25 protein-coding genes are annotated in these 22924 nt (G+C 37.6%); 8 read left to right on the top strand and 17 right to left on the bottom strand.

Annotation, left to right across the window (positions count from 1 at the left end; genetic code table 11):
- Positions 1-54: 54 nt before the first annotated feature.
- Together MMB69_RS17510 and MMB69_RS17505 are read right to left on the bottom strand one after the other, a co-directional pair.
- On the bottom strand, positions 55-231 hold the full coding sequence (locus MMB69_RS17510) for a hypothetical protein (protein WP_164797097.1): 177 nt from the start codon (positions 229-231) through the stop codon (positions 55-57).
- Positions 232-299: 68 nt separating this feature from the next.
- Complete coding sequence (locus tag MMB69_RS17505; RefSeq protein ID WP_221785508.1) at positions 300-686, bottom strand: hypothetical protein; 387 nt, start codon at positions 684-686, stop codon at positions 300-302.
- Positions 687-947: 261 nt separating this feature from the next.
- On the opposite strand from MMB69_RS17505, the gene MMB69_RS17500 reads away from it, so the two are divergent.
- Positions 948-1688 carry a BMQ_0737 family morphogenetic spore coat protein gene (locus MMB69_RS17500; RefSeq protein ID WP_221785509.1) on the top strand — a complete coding sequence of 247 codons (741 nt, stop codon included), beginning with the start codon at positions 948-950 and terminating at the stop codon, positions 1686-1688.
- A gap of 140 nt (positions 1689-1828) precedes the next feature.
- Positions 1829-2662, top strand: a complete 834-nt coding sequence (locus MMB69_RS17495) for an OmpH family outer membrane protein (protein ID WP_221785510.1) — start codon at positions 1829-1831, stop codon at positions 2660-2662.
- Between the two features lie 47 nt (positions 2663-2709).
- Here MMB69_RS17495 and MMB69_RS17490 read toward each other — a convergent pair whose 3' ends face one another.
- From MMB69_RS17490 to mgtE, 5 genes are all read right to left on the bottom strand, one after another.
- Positions 2710-3045, bottom strand: a complete 336-nt coding sequence (locus MMB69_RS17490) for a DUF1360 domain-containing protein (RefSeq protein WP_035334808.1) — start codon at positions 3043-3045, stop codon at positions 2710-2712.
- Positions 3046-3122: 77 nt separating this feature from the next.
- Entirely contained in the window at positions 3123-3635 is a 513-nt protein-coding gene (locus MMB69_RS17485) for a CotO family spore coat protein (RefSeq protein ID WP_221812995.1), read from the bottom strand.
- Positions 3636-3852: 217 nt separating this feature from the next.
- A complete protein-coding gene (locus MMB69_RS17480; RefSeq protein WP_255219837.1) occupies positions 3853-3987 on the bottom strand; it encodes a hypothetical protein in 135 nt (44 codons plus the stop codon).
- A 172-nt stretch (positions 3988-4159) separates the two neighbouring features.
- Positions 4160-6019: a monovalent cation:proton antiporter family protein gene (locus MMB69_RS17475; protein WP_277448102.1), complete on the bottom strand. Its 1860-nt coding sequence runs from the start codon at positions 6017-6019 to the stop codon at positions 4160-4162.
- 158 nt (positions 6020-6177) lie between these two features.
- Positions 6178-7554 carry a magnesium transporter gene (mgtE, locus tag MMB69_RS17470; protein ID WP_014461563.1) on the bottom strand — a complete coding sequence of 459 codons (1377 nt, stop codon included), beginning with the start codon at positions 7552-7554 and terminating at the stop codon, positions 6178-6180.
- Positions 7555-7731: 177 nt separating this feature from the next.
- On the opposite strand from mgtE, the gene prpE reads away from it, so the two are divergent.
- A complete protein-coding gene (gene prpE / locus MMB69_RS17465; RefSeq protein WP_221812996.1) occupies positions 7732-8472 on the top strand; it encodes a bis(5'-nucleosyl)-tetraphosphatase PrpE in 741 nt (246 codons plus the stop codon).
- Between the two features lie 18 nt (positions 8473-8490).
- On the opposite strand, the gene MMB69_RS17460 is transcribed toward prpE, so the two are convergent.
- The 4 genes from MMB69_RS17460 to MMB69_RS17445 all read right to left on the bottom strand — a co-directional run bounded on the left by MMB69_RS17460 (position 8491) and on the right by MMB69_RS17445 (position 11322).
- The gene (locus tag MMB69_RS17460; RefSeq protein ID WP_221785513.1) at positions 8491-9399 is read right to left on the bottom strand and encodes an RluA family pseudouridine synthase; all 909 of its coding nucleotides are present in this window, start codon (positions 9397-9399) and stop codon (positions 8491-8493) included.
- A 14-nt stretch (positions 9400-9413) separates the two neighbouring features.
- Positions 9414-10211 carry an NAD kinase gene (locus tag MMB69_RS17455; RefSeq protein ID WP_025749877.1) on the bottom strand — a complete coding sequence of 266 codons (798 nt, stop codon included), beginning with the start codon at positions 10209-10211 and terminating at the stop codon, positions 9414-9416.
- Between the two features lie 61 nt (positions 10212-10272).
- The gene (yjbM, locus tag MMB69_RS17450; RefSeq protein WP_014461566.1) at positions 10273-10908 is read right to left on the bottom strand and encodes a GTP diphosphokinase; all 636 of its coding nucleotides are present in this window, start codon (positions 10906-10908) and stop codon (positions 10273-10275) included.
- A 27-nt stretch (positions 10909-10935) separates the two neighbouring features.
- On the bottom strand, positions 10936-11322 hold the full coding sequence (locus tag MMB69_RS17445; protein WP_028407485.1) for a UPF0738 family protein: 387 nt from the start codon (positions 11320-11322) through the stop codon (positions 10936-10938).
- A 216-nt stretch (positions 11323-11538) separates the two neighbouring features.
- Between MMB69_RS17445 and MMB69_RS17440 the strand changes: the two genes are divergently transcribed.
- The 4 genes from MMB69_RS17440 to MMB69_RS17425 all read left to right on the top strand — a co-directional run bounded on the left by MMB69_RS17440 (position 11539) and on the right by MMB69_RS17425 (position 14389).
- Positions 11539-12129, top strand: a complete 591-nt coding sequence (locus tag MMB69_RS17440; protein WP_221785514.1) for a CYTH domain-containing protein — start codon at positions 11539-11541, stop codon at positions 12127-12129.
- Between the two features lie 4 nt (positions 12130-12133).
- On the top strand, positions 12134-12814 hold the full coding sequence (locus MMB69_RS17435; protein WP_277448099.1) for a lytic transglycosylase domain-containing protein: 681 nt from the start codon (positions 12134-12136) through the stop codon (positions 12812-12814).
- Positions 12815-13100: 286 nt separating this feature from the next.
- Entirely contained in the window at positions 13101-13511 is a 411-nt protein-coding gene (locus MMB69_RS17430) for a globin domain-containing protein (RefSeq protein ID WP_013055433.1), read from the top strand.
- Positions 13512-13537: 26 nt separating this feature from the next.
- The gene (locus MMB69_RS17425) at positions 13538-14389 is read left to right on the top strand and encodes a ClpXP adapter SpxH family protein (protein ID WP_013055432.1); all 852 of its coding nucleotides are present in this window, start codon (positions 13538-13540) and stop codon (positions 14387-14389) included.
- A 505-nt stretch (positions 14390-14894) separates the two neighbouring features.
- Here the strand turns inward: MMB69_RS17425 and pepF are convergent.
- The 4 genes from pepF to mecA form a co-directional block, all read right to left on the bottom strand.
- Positions 14895-16712 (bottom strand): oligoendopeptidase F, encoded by a 1818-nt coding sequence (pepF, locus tag MMB69_RS17420; RefSeq protein WP_277448098.1) that lies wholly within the window; start codon positions 16710-16712, stop codon positions 14895-14897.
- 163 nt (positions 16713-16875) lie between these two features.
- Positions 16876-18057 (bottom strand): competence protein CoiA, encoded by a 1182-nt coding sequence (locus MMB69_RS17415; RefSeq protein ID WP_221785518.1) that lies wholly within the window; start codon positions 18055-18057, stop codon positions 16876-16878.
- A 119-nt stretch (positions 18058-18176) separates the two neighbouring features.
- Positions 18177-19694 carry a cardiolipin synthase gene (gene cls, locus MMB69_RS17410; protein WP_221785519.1) on the bottom strand — a complete coding sequence of 506 codons (1518 nt, stop codon included), beginning with the start codon at positions 19692-19694 and terminating at the stop codon, positions 18177-18179.
- A gap of 216 nt (positions 19695-19910) precedes the next feature.
- Positions 19911-20591: an adaptor protein MecA gene (gene mecA / locus MMB69_RS17405; protein WP_013055427.1), complete on the bottom strand. Its 681-nt coding sequence runs from the start codon at positions 20589-20591 to the stop codon at positions 19911-19913.
- A gap of 360 nt (positions 20592-20951) precedes the next feature.
- Here mecA and MMB69_RS17400 point away from each other — a divergent pair, with 360 nt between their 5' ends.
- Positions 20952-21617, top strand: a complete 666-nt coding sequence (locus MMB69_RS17400) for a TerC family protein (RefSeq protein ID WP_013055426.1) — start codon at positions 20952-20954, stop codon at positions 21615-21617.
- A 96-nt stretch (positions 21618-21713) separates the two neighbouring features.
- Here the strand turns inward: MMB69_RS17400 and madM are convergent, their stop codons facing one another.
- Complete coding sequence (gene madM, locus MMB69_RS17395) at positions 21714-22475, bottom strand: malonate transporter subunit MadM (protein WP_028407477.1); 762 nt, start codon at positions 22473-22475, stop codon at positions 21714-21716.
- Positions 22472-22885, bottom strand: coding sequence for a malonate transporter subunit MadL (madL, locus tag MMB69_RS17390; protein ID WP_013055424.1), 414 nt, complete (start codon positions 22883-22885; stop codon positions 22472-22474). Before madL ends, madM begins: the two co-directional genes overlap by 4 nt.
- Positions 22886-22924: the final 39 nt, after the last annotated feature.

Below are 22924 nucleotides of genomic sequence, written 5' to 3'. Positions count from 1 at the left end.
CCTCTCTCCACTCTATGTAAAAAAGCATTGTCCGAGTGACAATGCTTCTATTGCTTATCGCTTTGGTAACTTTGAACCACAGCCGCAACCACCTTGTTTTGGAGAAGGGTACTGGACTGGCTTAGGAATAGACTGCCCTTTCTTTACCGATTGTTTTGTCATTGGTTGTGGATGATAAGGCAGGGGCTGAGGGTATTGATTAGGATTATAATTATAATGATAATACATCATGTTTTCCCTCCTTTTCACAGCATCCTATCTATAACATTATATTCAGGACTAAAGAAAGACGTTCTATCTTATTTGTCCATTTTGCGCTGCATGGACAAAAATAAATCCGTGCTGTTTTTTGGCTTTCTTACTCTTGATCTTTCTCCTCCCTTTTGCTCTGTCACTTCACGCAGCCGTTTTTGCAGCTCTTGAATGGTTCCTTGTGCTTCATGATTGTACTGTACAATGGACTGTTCGATTTTTGGTTTTTGTTCATTGACGCATGCTTTAAGCCAATCTATTTTTTCCTCTAGCTTCTTTTTTTCTTCTTCATGCTTTTGCTTTAATTCCGCTAACTCTTCCTTAATATCTTCATATTCAAATTCTTGATGCTTGAATTTTTGATATTCTTCTTTATAAAAAGCCAGTTCTGACTTCAATGAAGCAATATATTGTTTTGTTTTTTCCTCACTCATGCCCTTCACTCCTCCATTATAAATAACCCACTACTTCTAAAAAATCAGTTAAAGATGAATAACACTTTTTATTAACATGAATATGCTGTAATTGAGTTTATTATTTCCTTCATTTTTTATGCTCGCTTCACCTAGAATTTATTCCGATAAATTCCGCTTTTACTAAGGAACATAAAAGCAGGTCATTCATACACTATAGTAGTCCGATACCTAGTAACGAAAAGCGTAAAGGAAGGACAATTACAATTAGGAGGTTTAAAAATGGGAGAACTTTTTGAATCATTGTGTATCCGCGTACCTAAAGTGTACGACTGGGTTAGACGTCAAGTCGTTTTACCACAAATTTTTACCCATGACACTTCGTTATTTAATGAACATGTGCTTAAAGGTTTAGGAGATGACGTAGAAGTTGAAATCATTTTAACAGATTGCCATGGTAATCCTGTGGATCCTTCAGATGAAAACGCACTGGATAAAGTAATTGAACTTGTGCCGCACGGAGGTCGCCGCCCTCGAACAATTATTTTACCCGATGGAGAAAGTGTTGTTCTTCATGAAGTTAAATTATCAATCAGTGGCTTTTACAAGATTAAGTTAATTGATTTAGGTAACCATCAAAAACATCATGAATTTACTTCTTGCAATATTCCATGGAAAACACATCAAACGTTTTATCTTTGTGCTCCTGAAGGCACTGACCCAGTTGTACACCTAGATTCTTTTGAAGGAACAAGCGGTTCTATAAGATTATCACACGGACGTTTACAACTGCTAAGCTTCGACATCGTATTATGTTTAAGTGTACAAATTGAAAAAGACGTGAAAATTGAAGTGGAAGGCAGCTTCTGCTACCCTCGACCTGAAATCATCGATCCATCCAACGTTGGTTGCTTACCTGTCGAATATCCACCTCAATGTGAAGCTATCTTCCCTGGAAAACATCATCACGATGAATGTGATGAAAGAAGCTATGAAAGTTCCTTTGAAACAGATTTCGATTAATTAAATACTCTATCAGAGGAGAATATTTCTCCTCTTTTTTCATCGTTTACAAGCTTTGTGCATACATATAAATAAAACTGCTGTGGGCAGCTCAGGTTTACAAACTTAATTCATAGCTCAGCAGGAAAGGAGACTACTAGATGAGTCGTAACTCCCCTTCCCCTAAAGATGATTTAACTCAATTAAAACAAAAGCTCATTCACTATAAATCGGAAATTCGGCACGTACAAAACCAATTAAAAAGCTATGAACGAGCTTTAGAACGAGAAAAAGAAAATACATCGTTTTGGAAGAAAAAACACGCTGAGACGCTTTCTACATCTGAAAAAGAAGTAGAAATTGAAGGATTAGAAAAAGAGCTGGATTTACTAAGAAACGAGCTTTCTGAACAAAAAATTATTGCAGAAGCATTTCGGGAAAAAGCCTCGAGAAAACAGCCCGTTATTGAAGAAAAGATTGTGGAAAAAGTAATCGAAAAAATTGTGGAAAAACCTGTGGAAAGGTTCGAAAAGAGTGATATCCTCTGTTTCTTTCAACATTCTATACTGCTGCCGGAACAAGATGAAAGCGAGCTGATGATATTCGGCAACGTAATTATTCAAAATCAAACGAGCAGTACTTTACGCTCTCCGGTGCTTTGCTTAAAAATGAAACCCACTGCTTCGGCTATATTAAGCGGGAAGATCATTGATGAAAAAGACATTGAAGTTTCCAGTATCCCCTCTTCTTCTTTAGAATGGCGCTATGCTCATCCAAAATGGAACGAAAAAATTCAAAATGACGGTGAATATTGGATCAAACCTATTAAGCAAACCGTATTAAAGCCGAAAGAAAAATTACTATTTGACTCTTTTCAAGTAGTCATTCCGCTGTCCTCCGATACGAGTTCATTTATTCTAGAAGGCTTTTTTTATAGCGAAGAGTGGCAAGAAGGCATTCCTTTTTTTAATAAAGTAGTGCTAAATTTCCCTTAATTATTAAAAGACATATTGATGTTCAATATGTCTTTTAACTCGTCCATTTATTTCATAAACGATTCTATAATTCCTGCACATCCTGCAATAGCTAAGATTGTAATGATAGGAATAGCAATATGCGGGAACGCTACATAACTAAAATAAATCCCTACCGCACACCATATGCCCGTACACCAATAACAGCTGAGCAGCTCTCCAATCCATTTTTGCAGTCCCTTCCCTTTTATCTCTAAATAAGTTACGGTATTTCCTTGTTCATCTTGATCCTCTACGATTTTATGAAACGGTTTACGAATAAACGCTGTAATTTTATCAAAAACAATTAGACGAGTAAGTCGAAACGTCGCAAAGACAAATAATGTTAGGTAAATCCATGTCATCTTCATTCCTCCGTGCATTCACAAACTTATGAAAATAAAAGCTAACGTGCTTCTTCACTGTTAGCTTTTAGAGTTACTTAAATTTTAACGATAGATATAGTCTGAATATCATGAAATGTCAATACTGTTTTCTCTTTATTAGGAGGAACGCTTACGTATAAACTTCCTTCTTTTAATTCTAAAATTGTCCCTATATATTTTTGGTTTTGACACGTAATTTCACAAATTGGCTGAGACATATGAGGCGGGAAGCTGCATAGAAATTCAACTTTTTCTTTAATCGTCATAGACTGAAACATTTTATTTGGCTTTTTAGTCTCTGATTGTGGTATATCTACGGGAACAATTGAACGCTCTTCCTCTTTTTCTTGCTTAATCTCTTCCACTTTTTCTACGTCAGGCTCTCTGACTTCTTGAATGGAAGAAAAGCTGGGCTCTTCTTTTAACACGTGCTCTTTCTCTATTCCTTTATTGTCTTGGTGTTTTGAACTAAAATAATATTGCATAGAACGCTGATTTTGCGTAGCGTTTGGCTGGACAATGTACATTAGCGGCTCGTTTTCTTCTGACTTAGATTTTGAGTTAGTCATGAAGCATACCTCCAATTGCTTGTTATCGTTCTTTTAAAAATGTATGCTTGAACACGGAAAAACTTGTTTATTTTTTTGCTGTAGCCTTTTTAACACCAAAAGCAGCGCTGTACTTTTATTTCCAGCATTTGAGAAAACACAATAAAAGAGGTTGAGACATAACGAAATTAATTCAATCTAAAGACGCACAAATGGGACACATGAGCTGAACCGCTTGTTACACCGCAGTTGATTTCCGTGCAAGACTTCGCTTTCCGCGGGCGGCCAATGAGCCTCCTCGTCGCTTGCGCTCCTGCGGGGTCTCATCTGTTCCGCTTTTCCCGCAGGAGTCTTCGTCTTGCCCTCCAATCAACTGCTAGAAAGAGCTAAACAGATGAAACTTATTTTCAAAACAACAAAAAAAAAACGAACCACTAATCAAACATTTTGATCAGTGGTTCGTTTTTTACTTGAGCTAAAATACTTTTGTTCCAGCCTCTTTCTCTCATTCAATAAGATAGAAAACTAAACCTATCTAGATACCTTTATCTAATTTTATACTCAAGAAGCATACGCAATTCATTCACATACGAGCGAGATCCCGTTACAATTAAACGATCATCAAATTCAAGCTCTGTATCGCCATGAGGTACAATAGAATCTTTGCCTCTAAAGATTCGAACAAAAATCACATCTCCTGTAAATGGAAACTTACGAAGCTCTACCCCCTCGTATTTAGGGTTACGCATATTAATTTGATAAAGTGCTGTTTCTTGATTCGTTAAGATATTTAAAATATTTGGCGATTCGATTAAAGCTTTTAGCAATGCAGTCGTAGATAACAGCACAGAAAAAACTTCAATGTTATTTTCTTTCATCTTTTCATCTAATACAGGACTTTCTACGCGGGCAATAACCCGTTCTGTACCGTATTCTTTTGCAAATAGAGCAATATCGCTATTTCTTTCTTCTTCCCCTGTTGTTACAACTAATACATCCGCATCTAAAATCCCCATACGTATTAAAGTTTCCTTACTATATCCATCGATGTCGACGATATTAAAAATGGAATCCGACGTACGGTTTTCAATTTTGTCCTGAGTAGGATGATAAATCGTAACATCATATAAATCAAGATCCATTTCTCGAATAACCGGGAGTGTAAATTGATTTGCACCGAGCATATTAACCTTCAGCTTTCTGTCACTGATTTCTGGCTTTGGAAACAGCTTTCTAAAGATAATAGGTGTAATAATACATGTAATAATCGCCACCAAAATCAGCGCACCGGACATTTGTGAATCAATAACACCAATATTTTCACCAACCGTTGCTGCTGCAATAACAAGTGATAGAGTCGATGTTAAAAGAAAACCCGATGCTAAAACGGTTTTCATATCATACCATTTTCTTAAGATTAACGCTGGGACTAGCTTGGATATTAATAATGCAATGAATAATAAAGGCATTAAAATCAGCACTTTTTTATCACTGAACAATGACCAAACGTCAAGCTTCACTCCTACCATCACAAAAAAGATAGGAATTAAAAATCCATAGCCAAACGAATCTAATTTATGAACTAAGTTTTTGTTAGGAGCTAGAAGAGAAACGAGTGACCCCGCTAAAAAAGCGCCTAAAATGTTTTCAACACCAATTGACTCCGAAAGACCCACCAGAATAATAATGAGTGCAAATACCGCGCGCGTGTCGATTTGAATTGTACCTTTGGACATTGTCTCAAGAAACGATCGGTTTTTAAACTGCTTCCCTATGAAGTATAAAATCACTCCTACTCCAAATAAAATTAAAATCAACCATGTATTGCTATTTCCTGATTTATCATAGACAGAAGCAAATACGGCTAGTAAAATCATCGTGACTAAGTCCGCAATAACCGCAATCAATAAAATGGTTTGTCCAATCGGCTTTTTCATAATCTGTGCATCTTTTAAGGTCGGCACTACTACTCCTAGTGAAATGGTAGAAATAATAAGCGTCATCAAAAAAGCATTATCAATAAAACCGGTCCATACAAAAATATAGGACAAAAATAGTGAAACCGCAAAGATAGCTGCAAACACTAGTATAGAAATGGAAAAAGCATTTGGCACCTTCGCTCCTGATGCCTTTTTGTCTTTTGAATTTCCTCCAGCAAAAGCAGAAAAATCAATTTCTAAACCACTTAAAAACATCAAAAAGATAAAGCCTAGAGTGGAAAGTGTTTCAAGCCACATATCCTGCTCCACAAGGTCAAAACCACTTTTCCCTATAATTAATCCCATAATAATTTCAGCTACGACTACAGGTATAATGTTGAGTTTAAACCGATGCAACAGTATAGGCGTTAAAAAGGCCAAACTAATGACGATAACAAGTGATGTAAAGGACGCGTGCTGTTCCATTAGATTCCCCTCCTTTTACCTTCGCTATTTATAAAACGAAGACGTTAGTATTCAAAATTAAAGGTTAATCATAAAAGCTTGAAGGTTCTCTGTCAACTATATGAACTGATAATGAAAATCCGACATGATTACTCATGTCGAATTCTAAAGTCCCTTCATTATTTTAAATAACTCATAAATGTTGTCGCTAGACCGAAGTAAATTAAAATACTGATAAGATCATTGATCGTTGTAATAAATGGTCCTGATGCGACTGCAGGGTCAATTTTGAACCTGTGCATGAGAAGCGGGATAAACGCTCCTGCTAGTGTAGCCACAATCAATGTTGAAAATACAGAGACTCCTACCAAAGCGCCTAAAATCAGATCTCCTTGCCAAATATAAACAATTAATACAACTAAAAGTCCACATGATGCACCCGTAATCATGCCAGTAGCTGCTTCTCTGATTAACAGCTTAAATTTGCTTTCTTCTTCGATTTCTCCCGTGGCCAGTCCGCGAACCGCAACGGCTAGTGCCTGTGTTCCTGTATTACCGGCCATACCGCCAATCAAAGGTATAAATACAGCTAAAATAGCTACTTGATTCAATGTATCTTCAAAACGTCCAATTAAACTCGCTGTCATCATTCCTAAAAACAGCAAAATGATAAGCCAAGGCAGCCTCTTTTTGGCCGCTACTAAAGGATTGTGGTCAATCGTATCATCTACATCACTAATACCGGCTAATTTAGAATAGTCATCCGATGCCTCTTCATCAAGAACATCCATCACATCATCAACCGTAATAATCCCGAGAAGATGCTGCTGAAAATCAACAACTGGAAGCGCAAGAAAGTTGTAATCGCGCATAATACGGGCAACTTCTTCTTGGTCTTCTGCTACTGACACGGATACGACTCGTTCATTCATAACTTCGCTTATCATCGTATCTTCATCTGCTATAATTAAATCACGAAGAGAAATAACACCTGCTAGATGCTTTTGTTCATCAATAACAAATACATAATAAATCGTTTCCGCTTCTGGAGCTTCCCTGCGTAGAATGTGCATGGCTGAATGTACGGTTTGATTTTCACGAATGGCTACAAATTCAGTCGTCATAATACTTCCAGCGGTATATTCCTCGTAATGAAGCAGCTCTTTAATTTCATCGGCTGCTTCTTCATCCATAATCGTTAAATAGCTCGCCACTTGTTCTTTATCCAATTCATTTAATACGTCAACGGCATCATCCGCCGACATTTCCGACAGCATGTCTGCTGCAAAATTGGGATGCATTTCTGAGAGAATTTCTTGATAATCTTCTTCTCGTATCTCTACATTTTCAAAGATATCCGCCATTTCTTCCGGAGATAACATCTCGTACAGCGCAAATCTAGAAGGCTCATCTAATTCTTCAAAAAATTGAGCTTGGTCATACGTATGCATATGTAAAAATTCTTCACGAAATGCATCGATTTCATTTTTTTCTAAAAGTGATAGTAAATGTTCGGCGAACCATGCCTTTTCTTCTTTTTCAATTGAATCTGTCATGTCTTCAACCTCCCTGTCGCACAAAACTCATTTAACTTTATGATGAATTTTGTTTTTTTTCAACTCACAGCTCTTTACTCTTTTCCCAATAATATATAAGTTCTACACATAGTTTGCTCCATATAAGGGTAATTTTATATCGTCAAAGGAAAAACCTTTTAAGGATGTGGACAAAAGATGAAAATAGATATAATAGGCGATATCCATGGGTGCTATGATGAATTAAAAGCGTTAATAGAAAAACTTGGGTATGAGTGGCAAGATGGGATTCCTGTCCACTCTGACGGACGGCGCCTTGGATTTGTAGGTGATTTAACAGACCGAGGACCTCATTCACTAAAAGTGATTGAACTCGTATGGTCACTTGTAATAAAGCATCAGCAAGCTTACTACTGTCCAGGCAATCACTGCAATAAGCTATATCGCTTCTTTTGCGGTAACAAAGTGCAAATTACTCATGGGTTAGAAACGACCGTTGCCGAGTACGAAGCTTTACCTTCAAGAGAACAGAAATTCATTAAGAAAAAGTTCATTGAGCTTTATGAACAATCACCTCTATATGTGCAGCTTGATCAAAACCAATTAATTATTGCTCACGCCGGTCTTAAAGCTGAATACATCGGCAGAACGGATAAAAAAGTAAAAACCTTTGTGCTATACGGAGACATTACGGGCGAAAAACATCTAAACGGCATGCCTGTCCGACGGGACTGGGCCCAACATTATAACGGAAAACCGTTTATCGTGTATGGGCATACACCCGTAGTAAAAGCCAGAAAAATTCATAATACCATTAATATTGATACAGGCGCAGTTTTTGGAGGGGCTTTAACGGCGTTTCAGTATCCTGAAAGGAATATTATATCGGTACCTTCATCTATGCCTTATGTAGAGGAAAAATTTAATCACTTCGTGTAAAAAGAAAGTCGCTTTTTATTAAAAAAAGCGACTTTCTTTTACGATTTGAAGTTTCTGCATATCCGGCGGCAAAGGTGCTGTAAAAGACAAAGTTTTTTGTAAAAAAGGATGAAAAAAAGTGAGCTCATAGCTGTGAAGAGCTTGACGAGAAATAAGATGATTCGTTCCGCCATATAAGGTATCTCCAAGCAGTGGATATCCTTTATAAGCCATATGAACACGAATTTGGTGAGTTCTCCCCGTCTCAAGCGAAAGAGCAACTTCTGTAAAAGAAGAATACTGACAAAGCGCCGTATAGTGTGTAATAGCACACTGCCCATCTTCTCTTACTTCCCGTTCGATGATACTTGACTCTTTTCGGCCAATCGGTGCCTCTATCGTTTCTTTGCCAACAAGCTTACCATGAACAAAAGCTCGGTACACGCGTTTAATTTCATGTTCTTTTTGTGCTTTAGAGAATAAGTAATGAACGTGCCTATGTTTAGCGACAATAAGCAGCCCAGATGTGTCTCGGTCCAATCTATTTACAAGATGAACAGTCGAGTTAATGTTATTTTTCTCATAATAATAGAGCACAGCATTACTTAGTGACCACGTGAGATGTTCTCGAGAAGGTATACTTGGCATGTTTGGCTGCTTATTCAAAACTAAAATATACTCATCTTCGTATACAATATCCAAAGGTATAGCTTTAGGAAGAAGACTTTCACTTGCTTTTTCTGGTGGAAACGCCACCTTGATTTCGTCACCTTTTTGCAGAATATATCGAACCGTTGCATGCTTTCCATTTACTTCAATTGCTCCTCCTCTGAACTTAATGTCCGTCAGAGAAGCTTTGGAAATATCATGTTCTTTTAAAAATTCACGAACCGCTACACCCTCGAAAGAATTATCTACGGTCCAACTCAACGTAAAAACTTGTTTCATTCTCTTCCCTGCCTTTAATCATCACATACAAAAGAGTCTCTGACACGCTGCCAGAAAGGAAACGCACGAAAGCGAGCAAATCGAATTTTTTCGCTTGCTACCCGAAATTGAATCGACTTTACATCTTTATGTAAAAGAGTTAAATGATCAATGGTAATTTGGAAGTCTGCGTCGTTGACAGGCTTTAACAGCGCTGTATGATGTCCAGGAAGAACCAATGGAGAACCTATCGTACGGAACACTCGATTGTTAATAGAAGCCATTTCAGCAATTTGAATAGCTTGAAGCGAAGGATGTAAAATCGCGCCTCCCAGGGATTTGTTATAAGCTGTACTTCCCGAGGGAGTGGATACGCAAAGGCCGTCTCCTCGGAATGTCTCAAATCGCTGCCCTTTAATTTCCACATCCATTACTAAAGAACCTTCTACACTTTTTACCGTACATTCATTCAGAGCTAAGTATCGAGCTTCGCGTCCACCGTTTGTGTAGCGAATAATCACTTCGAGCAGTGGATACTCTACAGTCTGATAGGGTGTCTTTGCAATAGCAATCACCAGCTTCTCAATCTCATCAGGTGTCCAATCTGCGTAAAAACCTAAATGGCCGGTATGAACCCCAATAAAAGCCGTCTTGTCAAGTCGATTTCGATAGCGGTGAAACGCATAGAGAAGCGTTCCATCCCCTCCTACTGACACTACAATATCAGGCTGGTTTTCATCATATTCTAAATGAAAATCTAATAAATACGTTTTCATTTTTTGCATAAGCGTATTTGATATTTGGTTGCCTTTTGATGTAATAGCAAATTTTATTTTCTCCACCTAATTCTCTCCCCCTATCCATCCAATGTACAAAGCTGTTGCTGAGTCATACCTAAGATTCTTCCGCCGATTCTTTTTTTCGTGAGAAAATAGCCTGAGCTTCTTGAATCTCACCTCGTATTTGAGACATTTCTTCATCGAGCTGAGTAGCCGCTTCAGAAGCACGCTGAAGTCGCTTTTTGATATTCTCAGGAAATTTCCCGCTGTACTTATAATTTAAAGAATGCTCAATTGTAGCCCAAAAATTCATAGCCAGTGTACGAATTTGAATTTCCACTAAAATTTTCTTTTCACCTTTAATTGTTTGAACAGGATAACATACGACCACATGATATGAACGATAGCCGCTTTCTTTTTTATGAAGAATATAATCTCTTTCTTCAATCAATTCAAAGTCTGTGCGCTGACGCAGGAGCTCTACGACCGCTTTAATATCGTCCGTAAATTGACACATCATACGGAGTCCCGCAATGTCCTGCATCTCTTCCTCTAAGCGATCGAGAGAAATTCCTTTTCGAGTCGCTTTATCCAAAATACTGGCGATAGGCTTTACTCGTCCCGTCACGAACTCAATAGGTGAATGCGTAGACTTCATATCATACTGTGAACGAATTCCTTTTAATTTCACCTTAAGTTCTTCAACGGCTTGTTTATACGGTGCTAAAAATAAATCCCAATGCCTGATCATTAATAACACCCCCCTCTTTTCTCTCTATTACTTATTTTCTTTATCTAAAAAAACTTCCTCTACTCTTGCTACCATCTCGTCTCCATAATTCACATTTCCTTCGATGTTACTGATGAGATAAGACAGCTCTTCTTTAACGGCTGATAGCTCAATTACTTCCTTATTAATTTCTAAAAATACTTTCATATCTTTATGTAAGACGTGCTTTAAATTTGCCCAAATATTATCACTAAGGCCAACATACATAAATTGATCATTAATATCTACAACATATACAAATGACATGTTATCTGAGTCAACAAGCATTTGTTTTGTATCTTCCAATTGTTCAATTTTCGTCTCAATAGGGTCTGCTTTTAAATGTAATTCATTTGATTTCATCACACAGGTAGTGATGTCAATTCGATTGTGCATAAATAAACTCCTTCCAACTATACAATTCGTTACTATTTTAACACATTCCAGGAACGTTTAATAAAGGTAAAACCTAAACAATCCGTATTTCTTCATTTTCCAAGTTCCCCATATGGATATTCCTGTTAGGAAATGTAGTTTTACTGTCTTAAAAAGTGTGATAAATTAAGATGGAAAGTACCTTACCAAAAGACCTAAATTAAAAGGATGATTTCATTGAAACAAGAAATTGAAATTGAATTTAAAAATATAGTAACGAAAGAAGAGTTTGATCGTCTCCGCTCACACTTTCAATTAACTGAAGATCAGTTTGGTTCTCAAGAAAATCACTATTTTGATACACCTGCTTTCTCATTAAAAGACTGCGGGGCTGCCCTGCGAATTCGAAGCAAAAAAGATAAGTTCGTTCTCACGCTCAAACAGCCTCATCAAGAGGGTCTTTTAGAAACACATGAAGCATTAACAAATGAACAAGCTAAAGAATTGCTAGATGGCAGCGCCAAGATTCCGTCAACAATTCAACAGCTTATTACTGATTTACAAGTTGATAGCCATGCGCTAACTTATTTTGGGACTTTGCGTACAAGTCGAGCAGAAATTCCATATAAAAACGGGTTACTTGTACTCGATCATAGCTTTTATCTAGGTGCTGAGGATTATGAACTTGAATACGAAGTAACCGATGCCAATGAAGGAGCAAAATATTTTGAGCAATTGCTTACGGAGCTTGATATTAAAAAGAAACCAACGGAAAACAAAATTCGACGGTTTTACAAGCGAAAGTATACGTTAATGGATGGAGAATAAATTTATGAGCATGAATATTAACAATTACATGTCTTCCGTTCAATTTCCTGGAACTCAGCCACTTTCAGTTAACAACCAGCTGCCAACAGCTAACGTGATGCTTGGTACAGCTTTACTCTCTGTATTTGCTCAGCTTTTTCAAGACTACGTCAATCAAGAACCTCAAATGAGTACCAATCTTTACTTGAAATCAGCGCAGATGTTTCCATCTACGGCGGTCCAAATGCAGTCCGAGCCATCTGTTTCTTCCTCAGGTGAGGCAGCAGCTTCAAATGCTGCCTTACCTTCACAAACAAAAGAAACGGTATCTCATGATGTACAAACGATCATTACAGAAGCAGCTGCACACTATCAGCTGGACCCTAAACTTATTCGTTCTGTTATTAAACAAGAATCAAACTTTAATCCATCTGCCAAAAGTTCTGTAGGAGCGGCTGGGCTTATGCAGCTAATGCCAGCAACCGCTAAAGCTCTTGGTGTAGAAGATCCGTACGACTCCAAACAAAATGTATTTGGAGGAGCCAAATATCTTCGACAAATGTTAGATAAATACAACGGAAACGTGAAATTAGCGTTGGCAGCCTATAATGCTGGACCAGGTAATGTCGATAAATACGGCGGAGTACCTCCTTTTCAAGAAACGCAAAAATATGTAAATAAAATTATGTCTTCTTATCTTGTGTAAAGGAGCCAAATCATTCGCCACTCGAACATGGAATGGCTATAGTTTGTCGAGGTTACACTATATAAATAGAAGGAAACGTTTGTGAAAGTATTCCTTTGTTTCTCATAATTAGTGATTCGCCACAGCATGATAGACTTTTCTTATGTAAAATTCCACTTTATCTCTTTTCCAATAGAAGAAGTAAGCGGATAGTTTGAGTTAACGAAATGACACTGCTAAAATTAAGGAAAGTAAAAAACACCAAAGAGTTAAGACGTATATTTCTTATAACAAAGGAGTTATCAACATGAGAGAAAAAATCCACTCCCCTTACGAATTATTAGGCGGTGAACATACGATTTCAAAACTTGTTGATGCTTTTTATACACGCGTTGGACAACATCCTGAGCTCGCGCCAATTTTTCCTGATGATTTAACAGAAACAGCACGAAAGCAAAAGCAATTTTTGACACAATATTTAGGAGGGCCTTCGTTATACACTGAAGAGCATGGTCACCCTATGCTGAGAGCTAGGCATCTTCCTTTTGAAATTACACCGTCAAGAGCCAAAGCCTGGCTGACGTGTATGCATGAAGCAATGGACGAAATTAATTTAGAAGGCCCTGAGAGAGATGAACTTTATCATCGTCTTATTTTAACTGCCCAACACATGATTAATTCACCGGAACAGACAGATGAGAAAGGATTTTCACATTGAGTAACCTAAATAGCCAATACCCATCCTTGCATCAGCTTTGTCAAGGTTCAAATAAAAAACCGCTTGAAATCTATGTATTTGTTGACCCTCTTTGCCCGGAATGCTGGGCACTCGAGCCTATTCTAAAGAAGTTACAAATAGAATATGGTCAGCTGTTATCCCTCAAGCATGTGCTTGGCGGAAACTTACAGCAATTAAATATTGGAGCACAGCAGAAATTTGAACATATTGCAAAATCGTGGGAGAAAACTGGAAGCCGCTCCGGTATGTCATGTGACGGCAATCTGTGGCTTGAAAACCCAATCGATACTCCTTACGCTGCATCAATTGCGATTAAAGCGGCTGGTCTGCAAGGAAAGAAACAGGGCATTCGCTTTTTGAGAAGACTTCAAGAAGTAGTATTTTTAGAAAAACAAAATGTTACAGAAGAATCTGTTCTAATACAATGTGCAAAACATGTGGGGCTAGATGTTAATGAATTTGTAAAAGATTTGCATTCAGATTACGCTGCGAAAGCCTTTCAATGTGATTTAAAAATCACGTCGGAAATGGATGTCGATGAGATTCCAACTCTTGTGTTCTTCAACGAGAAAGTTGAAGAAGAAGGCATTAAGATATCAGGATACTATTCGTACGAAACATATGTACACATTATTAAAGAGATGTTAGAAATTGACCCAGATCCAGCTTGTCTTCCGCCTCTTCGTTCATTTTTAAGCTATTTTCAATTTGTTGCTTCAAAAGAAGTTGCAGTTGTGTATGGTTTATCATTAGAAGAGGCTGAAAAAGAATTGAAAAAACTTCAGCTTCAGCAAGTGGTTGAGAGAGTTCCTGTCAAATACGGAACCTTTTGGAGAAGTACTGAAAAGAGCTGTTAATCATTACATGTTGATGCTTATCCTAAGCATCAACTAAACAAAAAAGACTTGGCTTTCGCCAAGTCTTTTCGTTTGTCTTAAGACAACAAGGGGATGGGAGAAATTTTTCACGGTCAAACAAAGGGGTATATGTTTGTTTTGTGATAAACTTCACGATTAATACTATAGCAAATTATGTCGACTTTTGGCAACCCCTTTTTTCAATTTTATTCACTTTTTTATAAAAAAACTTCATAAACAGCCAGATTCACTCATATAGTACAACCAATTATGCTTTTAATAGAGGTGTTAACTATGAAAATTGCTGGAATTACTCTAGGGGTTGTTATTCTTTTGTTTTCTTTTTTATTCTATATTTTATCTCTTATGCAGCTTGTTCCTCTCCTTATCGCAGGCCCTCTCTTATTTTTAGCTATTCTTATTATTTTTACATTGCTTAACAATCACAACAAGTTTCGAGGATTTAAAAAATGAAGCAGGATACAGCTCCTGCTTCATTTTAATTTTATTGATTTAATAAACGTTCCATTTCCGTTAACTTCTCTTCAAATACGGCTAGCGCTTCTTCAATAGGCTGAGATGTTGTCATGTCCACCCCTGCCTTTTTCAGCACTTCAATTGGATAATCAGAGCTTCCTGACTTTAAGAAACCTACATAGCGCTCAACAGCTGCATCTCCTTCTTCAAGGATTTGCTTGCTTAATGCTGCTGCTGCACTGAATCCTGTAGCATATTGATAAACGTAGTAATTGTAGTAAAAATGCGGGATACGAGCCCATTCTAACCCAATCTCTTCGTCAATTACTAAGTTGTCTCCAAAATACTTTTTATTTAAGTCATAATACAATTTTGTTAACAATTCAGGTGTAAGCGGCTCTCCGTTTTGAGCACGCACGTGCACATCGTGCTCAAATTCAGCAAACATCGTTTGACGGAATACCGTACCGCGGAACCCTTCTAAATAATGGTTAAGCAAGTACAAGCGCTGCTTTTCATCATCAATTGTTTTTAGTAAATAATCGTTTAGAAGCGCTTCATTACACGTGGAAGCTACTTCTGCCACGAAAATTGAATAATCTCCGTAAGGATATGGCTGCGTTTTTCTTGTGTAATAACTGTGTACAGAATGGCCAAATTCATGGGCTAGTGTAAACAAGTTATTTACATTATCCTGCCAGTTCATTAAGATATAAGGATTGGTACCGTACGTTCCTGAAGAATACGCACCGCTTCGCTTGCCTTTGTTCTCATGAACGTCTACCCAACGATTTTCAAATCCTTCTTTTAACACATTAAGGTAGTCTTCACCTAGTGGTTTCAGACCTTTTAAAATATAATCTTTTGCTTCTTCATAGGTTACTTCCATTTTTACGTCTTTTACTAAAGGCGTATAGAGATCATACATATGAAGCTCTTCAATTCCCAATACTTTCTTACGTAAATCAATATATCGATGCAACAAATGCAAATTATCGTTCACTGTTTTAACTAAGTTATCGTATACTTCTTCTGGAATATTATTTGTGCTAAGAGCTGAGTGACGAGCTGAATTATAGTGACGAACGCGGGCGCTAAAATTATCTTTCTTCACCGTGCCGCTTAATGTACTTGCAAACGTATTTTTAAATTTACCGTACGTTTCGTACACCGCTTTAAACGCTTCTTCTCGTACGCGGCGATCGCTGCTTTCTAGGAAACGAATATAGCGTCCGTGCGTAATTTCTACTTCTTCTCCATTTCCGTCTTTAATGGAAGGGAATTCTAAATCTGCGTTATTTAGCATTCCAAACGTGTTGCTTGAAGATCCTAGCACTTCAGAAGCCTGAGCAAGAAGCGCTTCTTCGCTTTCTGATAAAATATGCGGACGCTCGCGAGTAATTTCATCTAATGCATGAGCATATAACTTTAGCTCTTTATGTTCCCCCATGTATTGTTTAATTTTTGATTCTTCAATAGACAAAATTTCTGGTGTTACATACGATAGTGCACTTGCAATTTGGGTATAAAGTGTTTTGATACGATCATTTAACCCTTGATAAAAAGAGTTAGTGGTATCTTGATCGTAGCGCATATGAGCATATGTATAAAGTTTACTAACGCGCATTGTGAGCTCGTCTTGCTCTTGAAGAGCGTCGTATAAAGTTTGAGCGGACTCTCCAAGTTTCCCTTTGAATTTTTCCATTTGCGGAATAAGAGCTTTTACTTCTTCAAATTCTTTTTCCCATGCGTCATCTGAAGCAAAAATATCCTCTAGTTTCCACGTATCTTCTACTTTTATCTCGCTTCTACTTGGTAACTTTTTTACTTTTGATTGTTCACTCATGGTCATCCCTCCATCTTTTTCTACCTGTCTATAACTGTTCGCTTTTTCTAAGACGAATCCTTTTTATTTCTTTCGTTATTGTATGTTGTTTTAAAAGAATTAATCAAAAGTCAGTACGCTTTTGAAAAAAGGCTTCTTTCTTAAGCGTACTGATTTTCAGTGGTTATGTCACTTCTTTTGCTTGATTTAACCACCTTTTCATCATTTGTCCATCTTCTAAAAAAGCATCAGATGTTTGCTTTGGAATCGTGTAGGGCCTTCTGATTTTGTATACCCCAGAAGTTATATACGTTAGCATCCCTAGCCGGCATAACACCTCTATATACTCAAACAGGGGCTGTTCCACAGCAACAGGGGCCATTGGCAAAGACCGAAATATAATATGCCTCTTATGAATTCTGCAGAGCCATAGCCGGCATAACTCTTGTTCTGTAACTAAATCCCCTACTTGCTTCTGCTGCATTAAATCAAGAAGCAGCCACGTTTGCCATATAGTAGCAGACGTTTCAACCATGTATAAAGAAGGCAGCGGCATGCCTGCTTCTGCTGGAATATGGGAGGGAGGAATATTGTTTTCATAAAGAGCGTGTAAAAAAGGCTGAAGCTTCTGATTAGGATAGAGGATATAATGCGTTCGCCATGCCTTCTTTTTCTTTATCCATGAAGAGAAAAATTGAGGTTGTGTATGTGTAGAAAAAAGATCATGAAAGGTATGCTCGTGAGGAGAGAGCACGACAAGCTGTGCATAACAAATCTGAGACGAAAAAGGAATAAGATGTTCAAGTTTCAACAGTTGATTAGTAGAAGGTGAAAAATAAAGAAGTGTGGGCGTATAATCGGAAACAGTAAGAAACTGCCACTCTTGAAAAGAAAGTTGATACATATAAGTGGATAAGCGCTTCATTCTTTTTGCCCCCATAATCCAAAGGGGCATATAATTTCCTTTCTCATAATGAATAGAACGTTTGGTTAGCACTGAGGAAGATAAGGAAGCACATTGAAATTCGATTGCATATTTTTGCGAGGGCGTATCTACAAGGAGATCTGGACGCTGCATAATGTCAGGAAGATAACTTTCTAACTCGACTTCAAGATGAGAACTAAACCAGTGAAACAGCTTTCGTTTTCCGTCGAGATGATAATCTGTTTCACCTTCATGCTGAGCGACGCACGTTTTTTTCAGGTGAGCAAAATGAGGGATTTTTTTTGTACCTACCTTTAACTGTACAGGGGATTGACAAGAGGGACAGTAGAACTGCTTTTCTTTTTTCCACAGCTTAAGCTGTTCAAGCGAAAAGCGCTGAGCTAGTGAAATGAGGCCTTCTTCTGTTTGGGCAACTAACAATCGTACATTTCTCCTTCCTATAGTAGCGAGCTATATCCTTGTATTCGACACCTTTCTACTAAACCCTTTTCTTTCAGAAAAAAACCACATTGCAGCATACACAATGTGGTTTACAGCGATTATAATAGCGGTGAAAGCAAACGGGCCGTTGATTCAAATAGCCGCTGTATAAATGGCCGCTTTTCAAAGTCTTTAAAGTGAAGCTCACTCGTTTCTTCTAAATCTTGCATATATTCATATACGAGCTTTTGGGTACTAGCTGTGCGATATAAAAAAGCATTTACTTCAAAATTCAAATGAAAGCTTCTCATGTCCATGTTAGCTGTTCCAATAGAGGCAATTTCTCTATCAACAATCACAATTTTGCTGTGCATAAATCCTTTTTTATACTCGTAAATTTTCACACCTGCTTCTAGCAGCTCAGGAAAATAAGAGCGTGATGCATGAAAAACAATTTTTTTATCGGGCTTCTGAGGTACAAGAAGCCTTACATCTATACCGCTTAGAGCAGCTACTTTGAGAGAAGTAAAAATATCTTCATCAGGTATGAAGTAAGGAGAAGCAATCCAAATGGACTCTTTCGCAGACGTAATCATCGAAAAAAATAAGTGTTTAATAATTTCCCACTCACGGTCTGGTCCGCCAGCAATCATTTGAACACCGCCGCACTTTTCCATATCAATGTCAATTAAATCCGGCGACAGATACGTTTGAGTAAGCATCGTCTGACCTGTCATATAATACCAGTCTTGCAAGAAAATAAGCTGCAATGAACGGACTGCCTCACCCTTCACCATCAAATGGGTATCTCTCCAAAAGCCAAAATGCCGACTTTTCCCGAGATATTCATCACCAATGTTCAAACCTCCTACAAATCCAATTGTTCCATCAATGACTACAATTTTACGATGATTACGGAAGTTGATTTTATTATTAAGAAATGGAAGTCTGACCGGCAAGAACGGAATCATTTCTACGCCCGCGTTTCTTAACTCGTGAATATAATGCGGTGAAAGCTGAAAACTGCCCACGGCATCATACAAGAAACGTACATAAACTCCTTCTTGTACTTTCTGAATTAAAATATCTTTAATTTGTTCTCCTAAGTGATCATGTCGTACGATGTAATACTCTAAGTGGATATGATGCCTTGCATGCTTTAATGATTCCATAATTTCGTGAAACGTCTCTTTTCCATTCGTCAATGCGCGCGTATCTGATGAAAAAGAAATTGGACTCTTTCCAAGCCTGACGGCTAGCTTCAGCATTTGCTTTCTACTGGTGCCCAACTGTTCAAAGTGATTTTCTAATACACCGGAATCTCTTTCCATCTTTAAAAGCACCTGTTCATCCAGCTTTGCTTTTTTAGCAAATAAACGCCGTTTTCGCGTATTGCGTCCAAATAACAAATAAAAAAAGAACCCTATTACCGGGAAACCGCCTAATACTACGAGCCACGTTAGCGTTTGAGTTGGATGACGGTTTTCTAATGAAATAACAAGACCGATGAAAACAACACTAATCGTAATTAAGATACTTAGCACGCCAATAAATTTACCGTCCCAATACCCTTTTGTAAAATAAAGCAAAGCAATAATACCAATAACAAAAATTAAAAGCTGTAATCTATTTTTCAACTTGTTTTCACCTATCCTAAAACCAATCTTTCATCATTAACAACGGACCCATGTACCGTTATTATCCTCAAACTGGGAATTTTAACCCTACACTTTTCTCGTTCAGAAACTAGTTTCCTTCTTTCTCCACTTATGTTCGTTTCATACAAGCAGAGAGCTTTTCCCAAAATGAAGACAAAACAAAGACCGATTTCATATACATGAAATCGGCTGCTATTATCGTAAAGGAAAATACTGTTTTACTTGTTCAAGTGCATTTTCACTGATTAATTCTTTTCCATATTCCATTAAACGATGAACTGTTACATTTGATTCATTTGCATATTCTAAAATGATACTTAAAATGTTATCAATTTCAGCTACAAAATCTTCATCATCTGTAAACTCAACGTATAAATAATATTTCCCTTCAAACACGTACATGCTGTTGATGATATCATCTAACTCTAAATGGTGACTTAAGGAAATTAAATGTTCTAAGTCTTGAAAGCGTGCGACGAACTGTAGCCCTTCGTCTTCTATAATTTCTTCTTCAAAATCAGCTTTTTTATTTTGATTCGCTTGATGATCAAGCAACGCTTCAATTTTTCCATCTACAGGGATATCGATTTTATCATTTTCACCAACAGGTACTTCGAACTTTTGACCGTCTTTTGAAACTTGTGCTCTTGTTACAATAACCTCTAGCCCCTTCTCAAGCGCATGTACTTGAATCCAAAGAGGACCTTCTGCTACAAACTCTTCTTCTTGATGAATTTCGTCCATCATCTCCCAGAATAGCTCTTCACTGCGCTCTCGGCTAAACCAAATTTCATTGCGATCAAATCCACGTTCTTCAATATCTACGTAAGTGACAAAGAATTTTACTGTGTTTTCATTAATGCGTTCGATTTCCATTATCATCTCTCCCTTCGGAAAAATCAGTGAAGGTAATCCGGCCATTTCGAACATTACCCCTAAACGATGAAGGGACTATTTTACCCCCGTGTTAAAGCAATATTACATGTACTTTCTCACTTTGTAAAGCATTCTAACTTGGGATATACAAGCATACACTATTTGAGTGAACCTTGTATATCTATTTTATGACAAAATGCGAAAGAAAGGAAATAAAAAATACTCTGACAACTCATAGCCACCTTACACCTTACTTTGTTATATACATAATCTCTTTACCCTATGAACGCTTTTTTTTAAAAGTGAACACAGATAAAGCAATATGAGCTACTTATCCTTACATATTGGGAGGGAAGACTATTGGATTTAGAATTAATAACCTCCATTCTTCTTATTATCGGTATCGATATTGTATTAGGTGGAGACAACGCTATTGTTATTGCCTTAGCAAGCCGCAACTTACCTGAATATCAGCGAAATAAAGCTATTTTTTTAGGGACTGGCTTAGCTGTGATCGTTCGCATTGTACTTACTATTTTAGCTGTTTATTTACTAACTATTCCTTACTTGCAGCTCATCGGCGGTTTTTTATTAGTGATCATTGCCTTTAAGCTTCTTGTATCAGAAGGTGATGATGCATCTTCAATCCGTGCAGGTGTGACATTAGGGGCCGCTGTAAGAACGATTGTATTTGCTGATATTGTAATGGGACTAGATAATGTAATAGCTGTAGCAGGCGCAGCTCATGGAAATATTATCTTGGTTGTTACCGGATTACTCGTATCCGTCCCCATTATTGTTTGGGGAAGCAAGCTCATTTTGTATTTGATGGAGCGATTTCCCCTGCTCGTTTATGGTGGGGCAGCTATTTTAGCTTATACTGCTGGAAATATGATTGGGCATGAAAAGAACTTACATTCATTCTTTGCAGACCATACATCTCTAGGAACATTTATTCCGTTTATAACAATTGCTGTCGTGCTGATAAGCGGCATGGTTGTTAATAGCTTTCGTTCAACTAAATGATAAAGAAAAGGCCATACTAAACATTTTTATTTAGTATGGCCTTTTCTTTAGTTTAATGAGCACAGCAGTCTTTTATTCATAAAACACTTTGTACACTTAAAAAATAATCTCTGTGAGTAAAAAAAGAATAGATGGTACGAGTAAGCAACCAAGACCTGTATAAAATGTAGCTGTCATGGCTCCGTAAGGTACAAGTTTTACATCTGTTGCGGCTAAACCAGCTGCTACACCGCTCGTCGTCCCCATAACTCCTCCATAGATCATTGCTGTACGAGGGTTGTTTAATTTGATTTTCTTAGCAAATACCGGTGTTAAAATCATAACTGAAATGGATTTAATTAATCCTACAGCTATACTTAACGCGATAATATCAGAAGAGGCCCCAATCGCAGTTCCAGAAACCGGCCCCACAATATAGGTCACGGCTCCTCCTCCGATTGTGGTCAAAGCAACGGGATCTCTATATCCAAAACAAAGAGCAATAATTACACCTATTACAAAGGAATAGAAAACCCCAAAAAACAAGGCCGTAATCCCGCTGATTCCCGTTTTTTTGACTTCGCTAAAATTGGCACCGAACGCAGTAGCAATAATGGCAAAATCTCGCAGCATCCCTCCGCCCATTAAACCAATTCCTGAAAATAACTGTATATCAGAAATTCCTTTCTCTCCTCCTGTGTTCACTCCACCGATATAAGCAAGGATTAATCCAAACATAATAGCAATAGCAGATCCGTGAACTCTTCCTTTTGTTAATTTATCTGATAAAAAGTAAGCAATATACATGACAATCCCAATAATAGCAAATGCCGTAATCAGCCCGTTATTTTCTAATCCTTCTTTGATCATATTCATCATTTGATCTGCTCCTTAGGTAAAATAGAAAGCTCTATTTCTTGTTCTTTCACCTTCGCTTTCTCTCCTATTCTGCTGATAAATGGTATGGATAAAAAGCCTACTACGACTACTACCACCCCTGCAAGAAGCGCCATGCCTCCTCCATCAAGAGCAGCTACAACATTTTGCTGTGCAGACATTGCTACCACGATAGGAATATAAATACCTCCCCAAAAAGCAATGCCTTCTTCGGATTTTACTTGGAGTTTATTTTTCTTCTTTAAATAATCCACCGCTAGTACAAGAAGAAGCATGGATACCCCTACTCCTCCAACGTTGGCTTCTACTCCCATCAGCCCTCCTAATGCGTCCCCTACAATTACCCCTATCAACATGCAAATAGATAGCAGTGCTACACCGAAGATTATCATATTACTTCCTCCCCACTCCATCATTGAAAACGTTTACTT

The sequence above is a fragment of the Priestia sp. P5 genome (assembly GCF_029522155.1).
Classification (GTDB): Bacteria; Bacillota; Bacilli; order Bacillales; family Bacillaceae_H; genus Priestia; species Priestia megaterium_E.
Note: the sequence above shows the minus strand (reverse complement) of the source record. Positions and strands in the feature narration are given on the sequence as shown.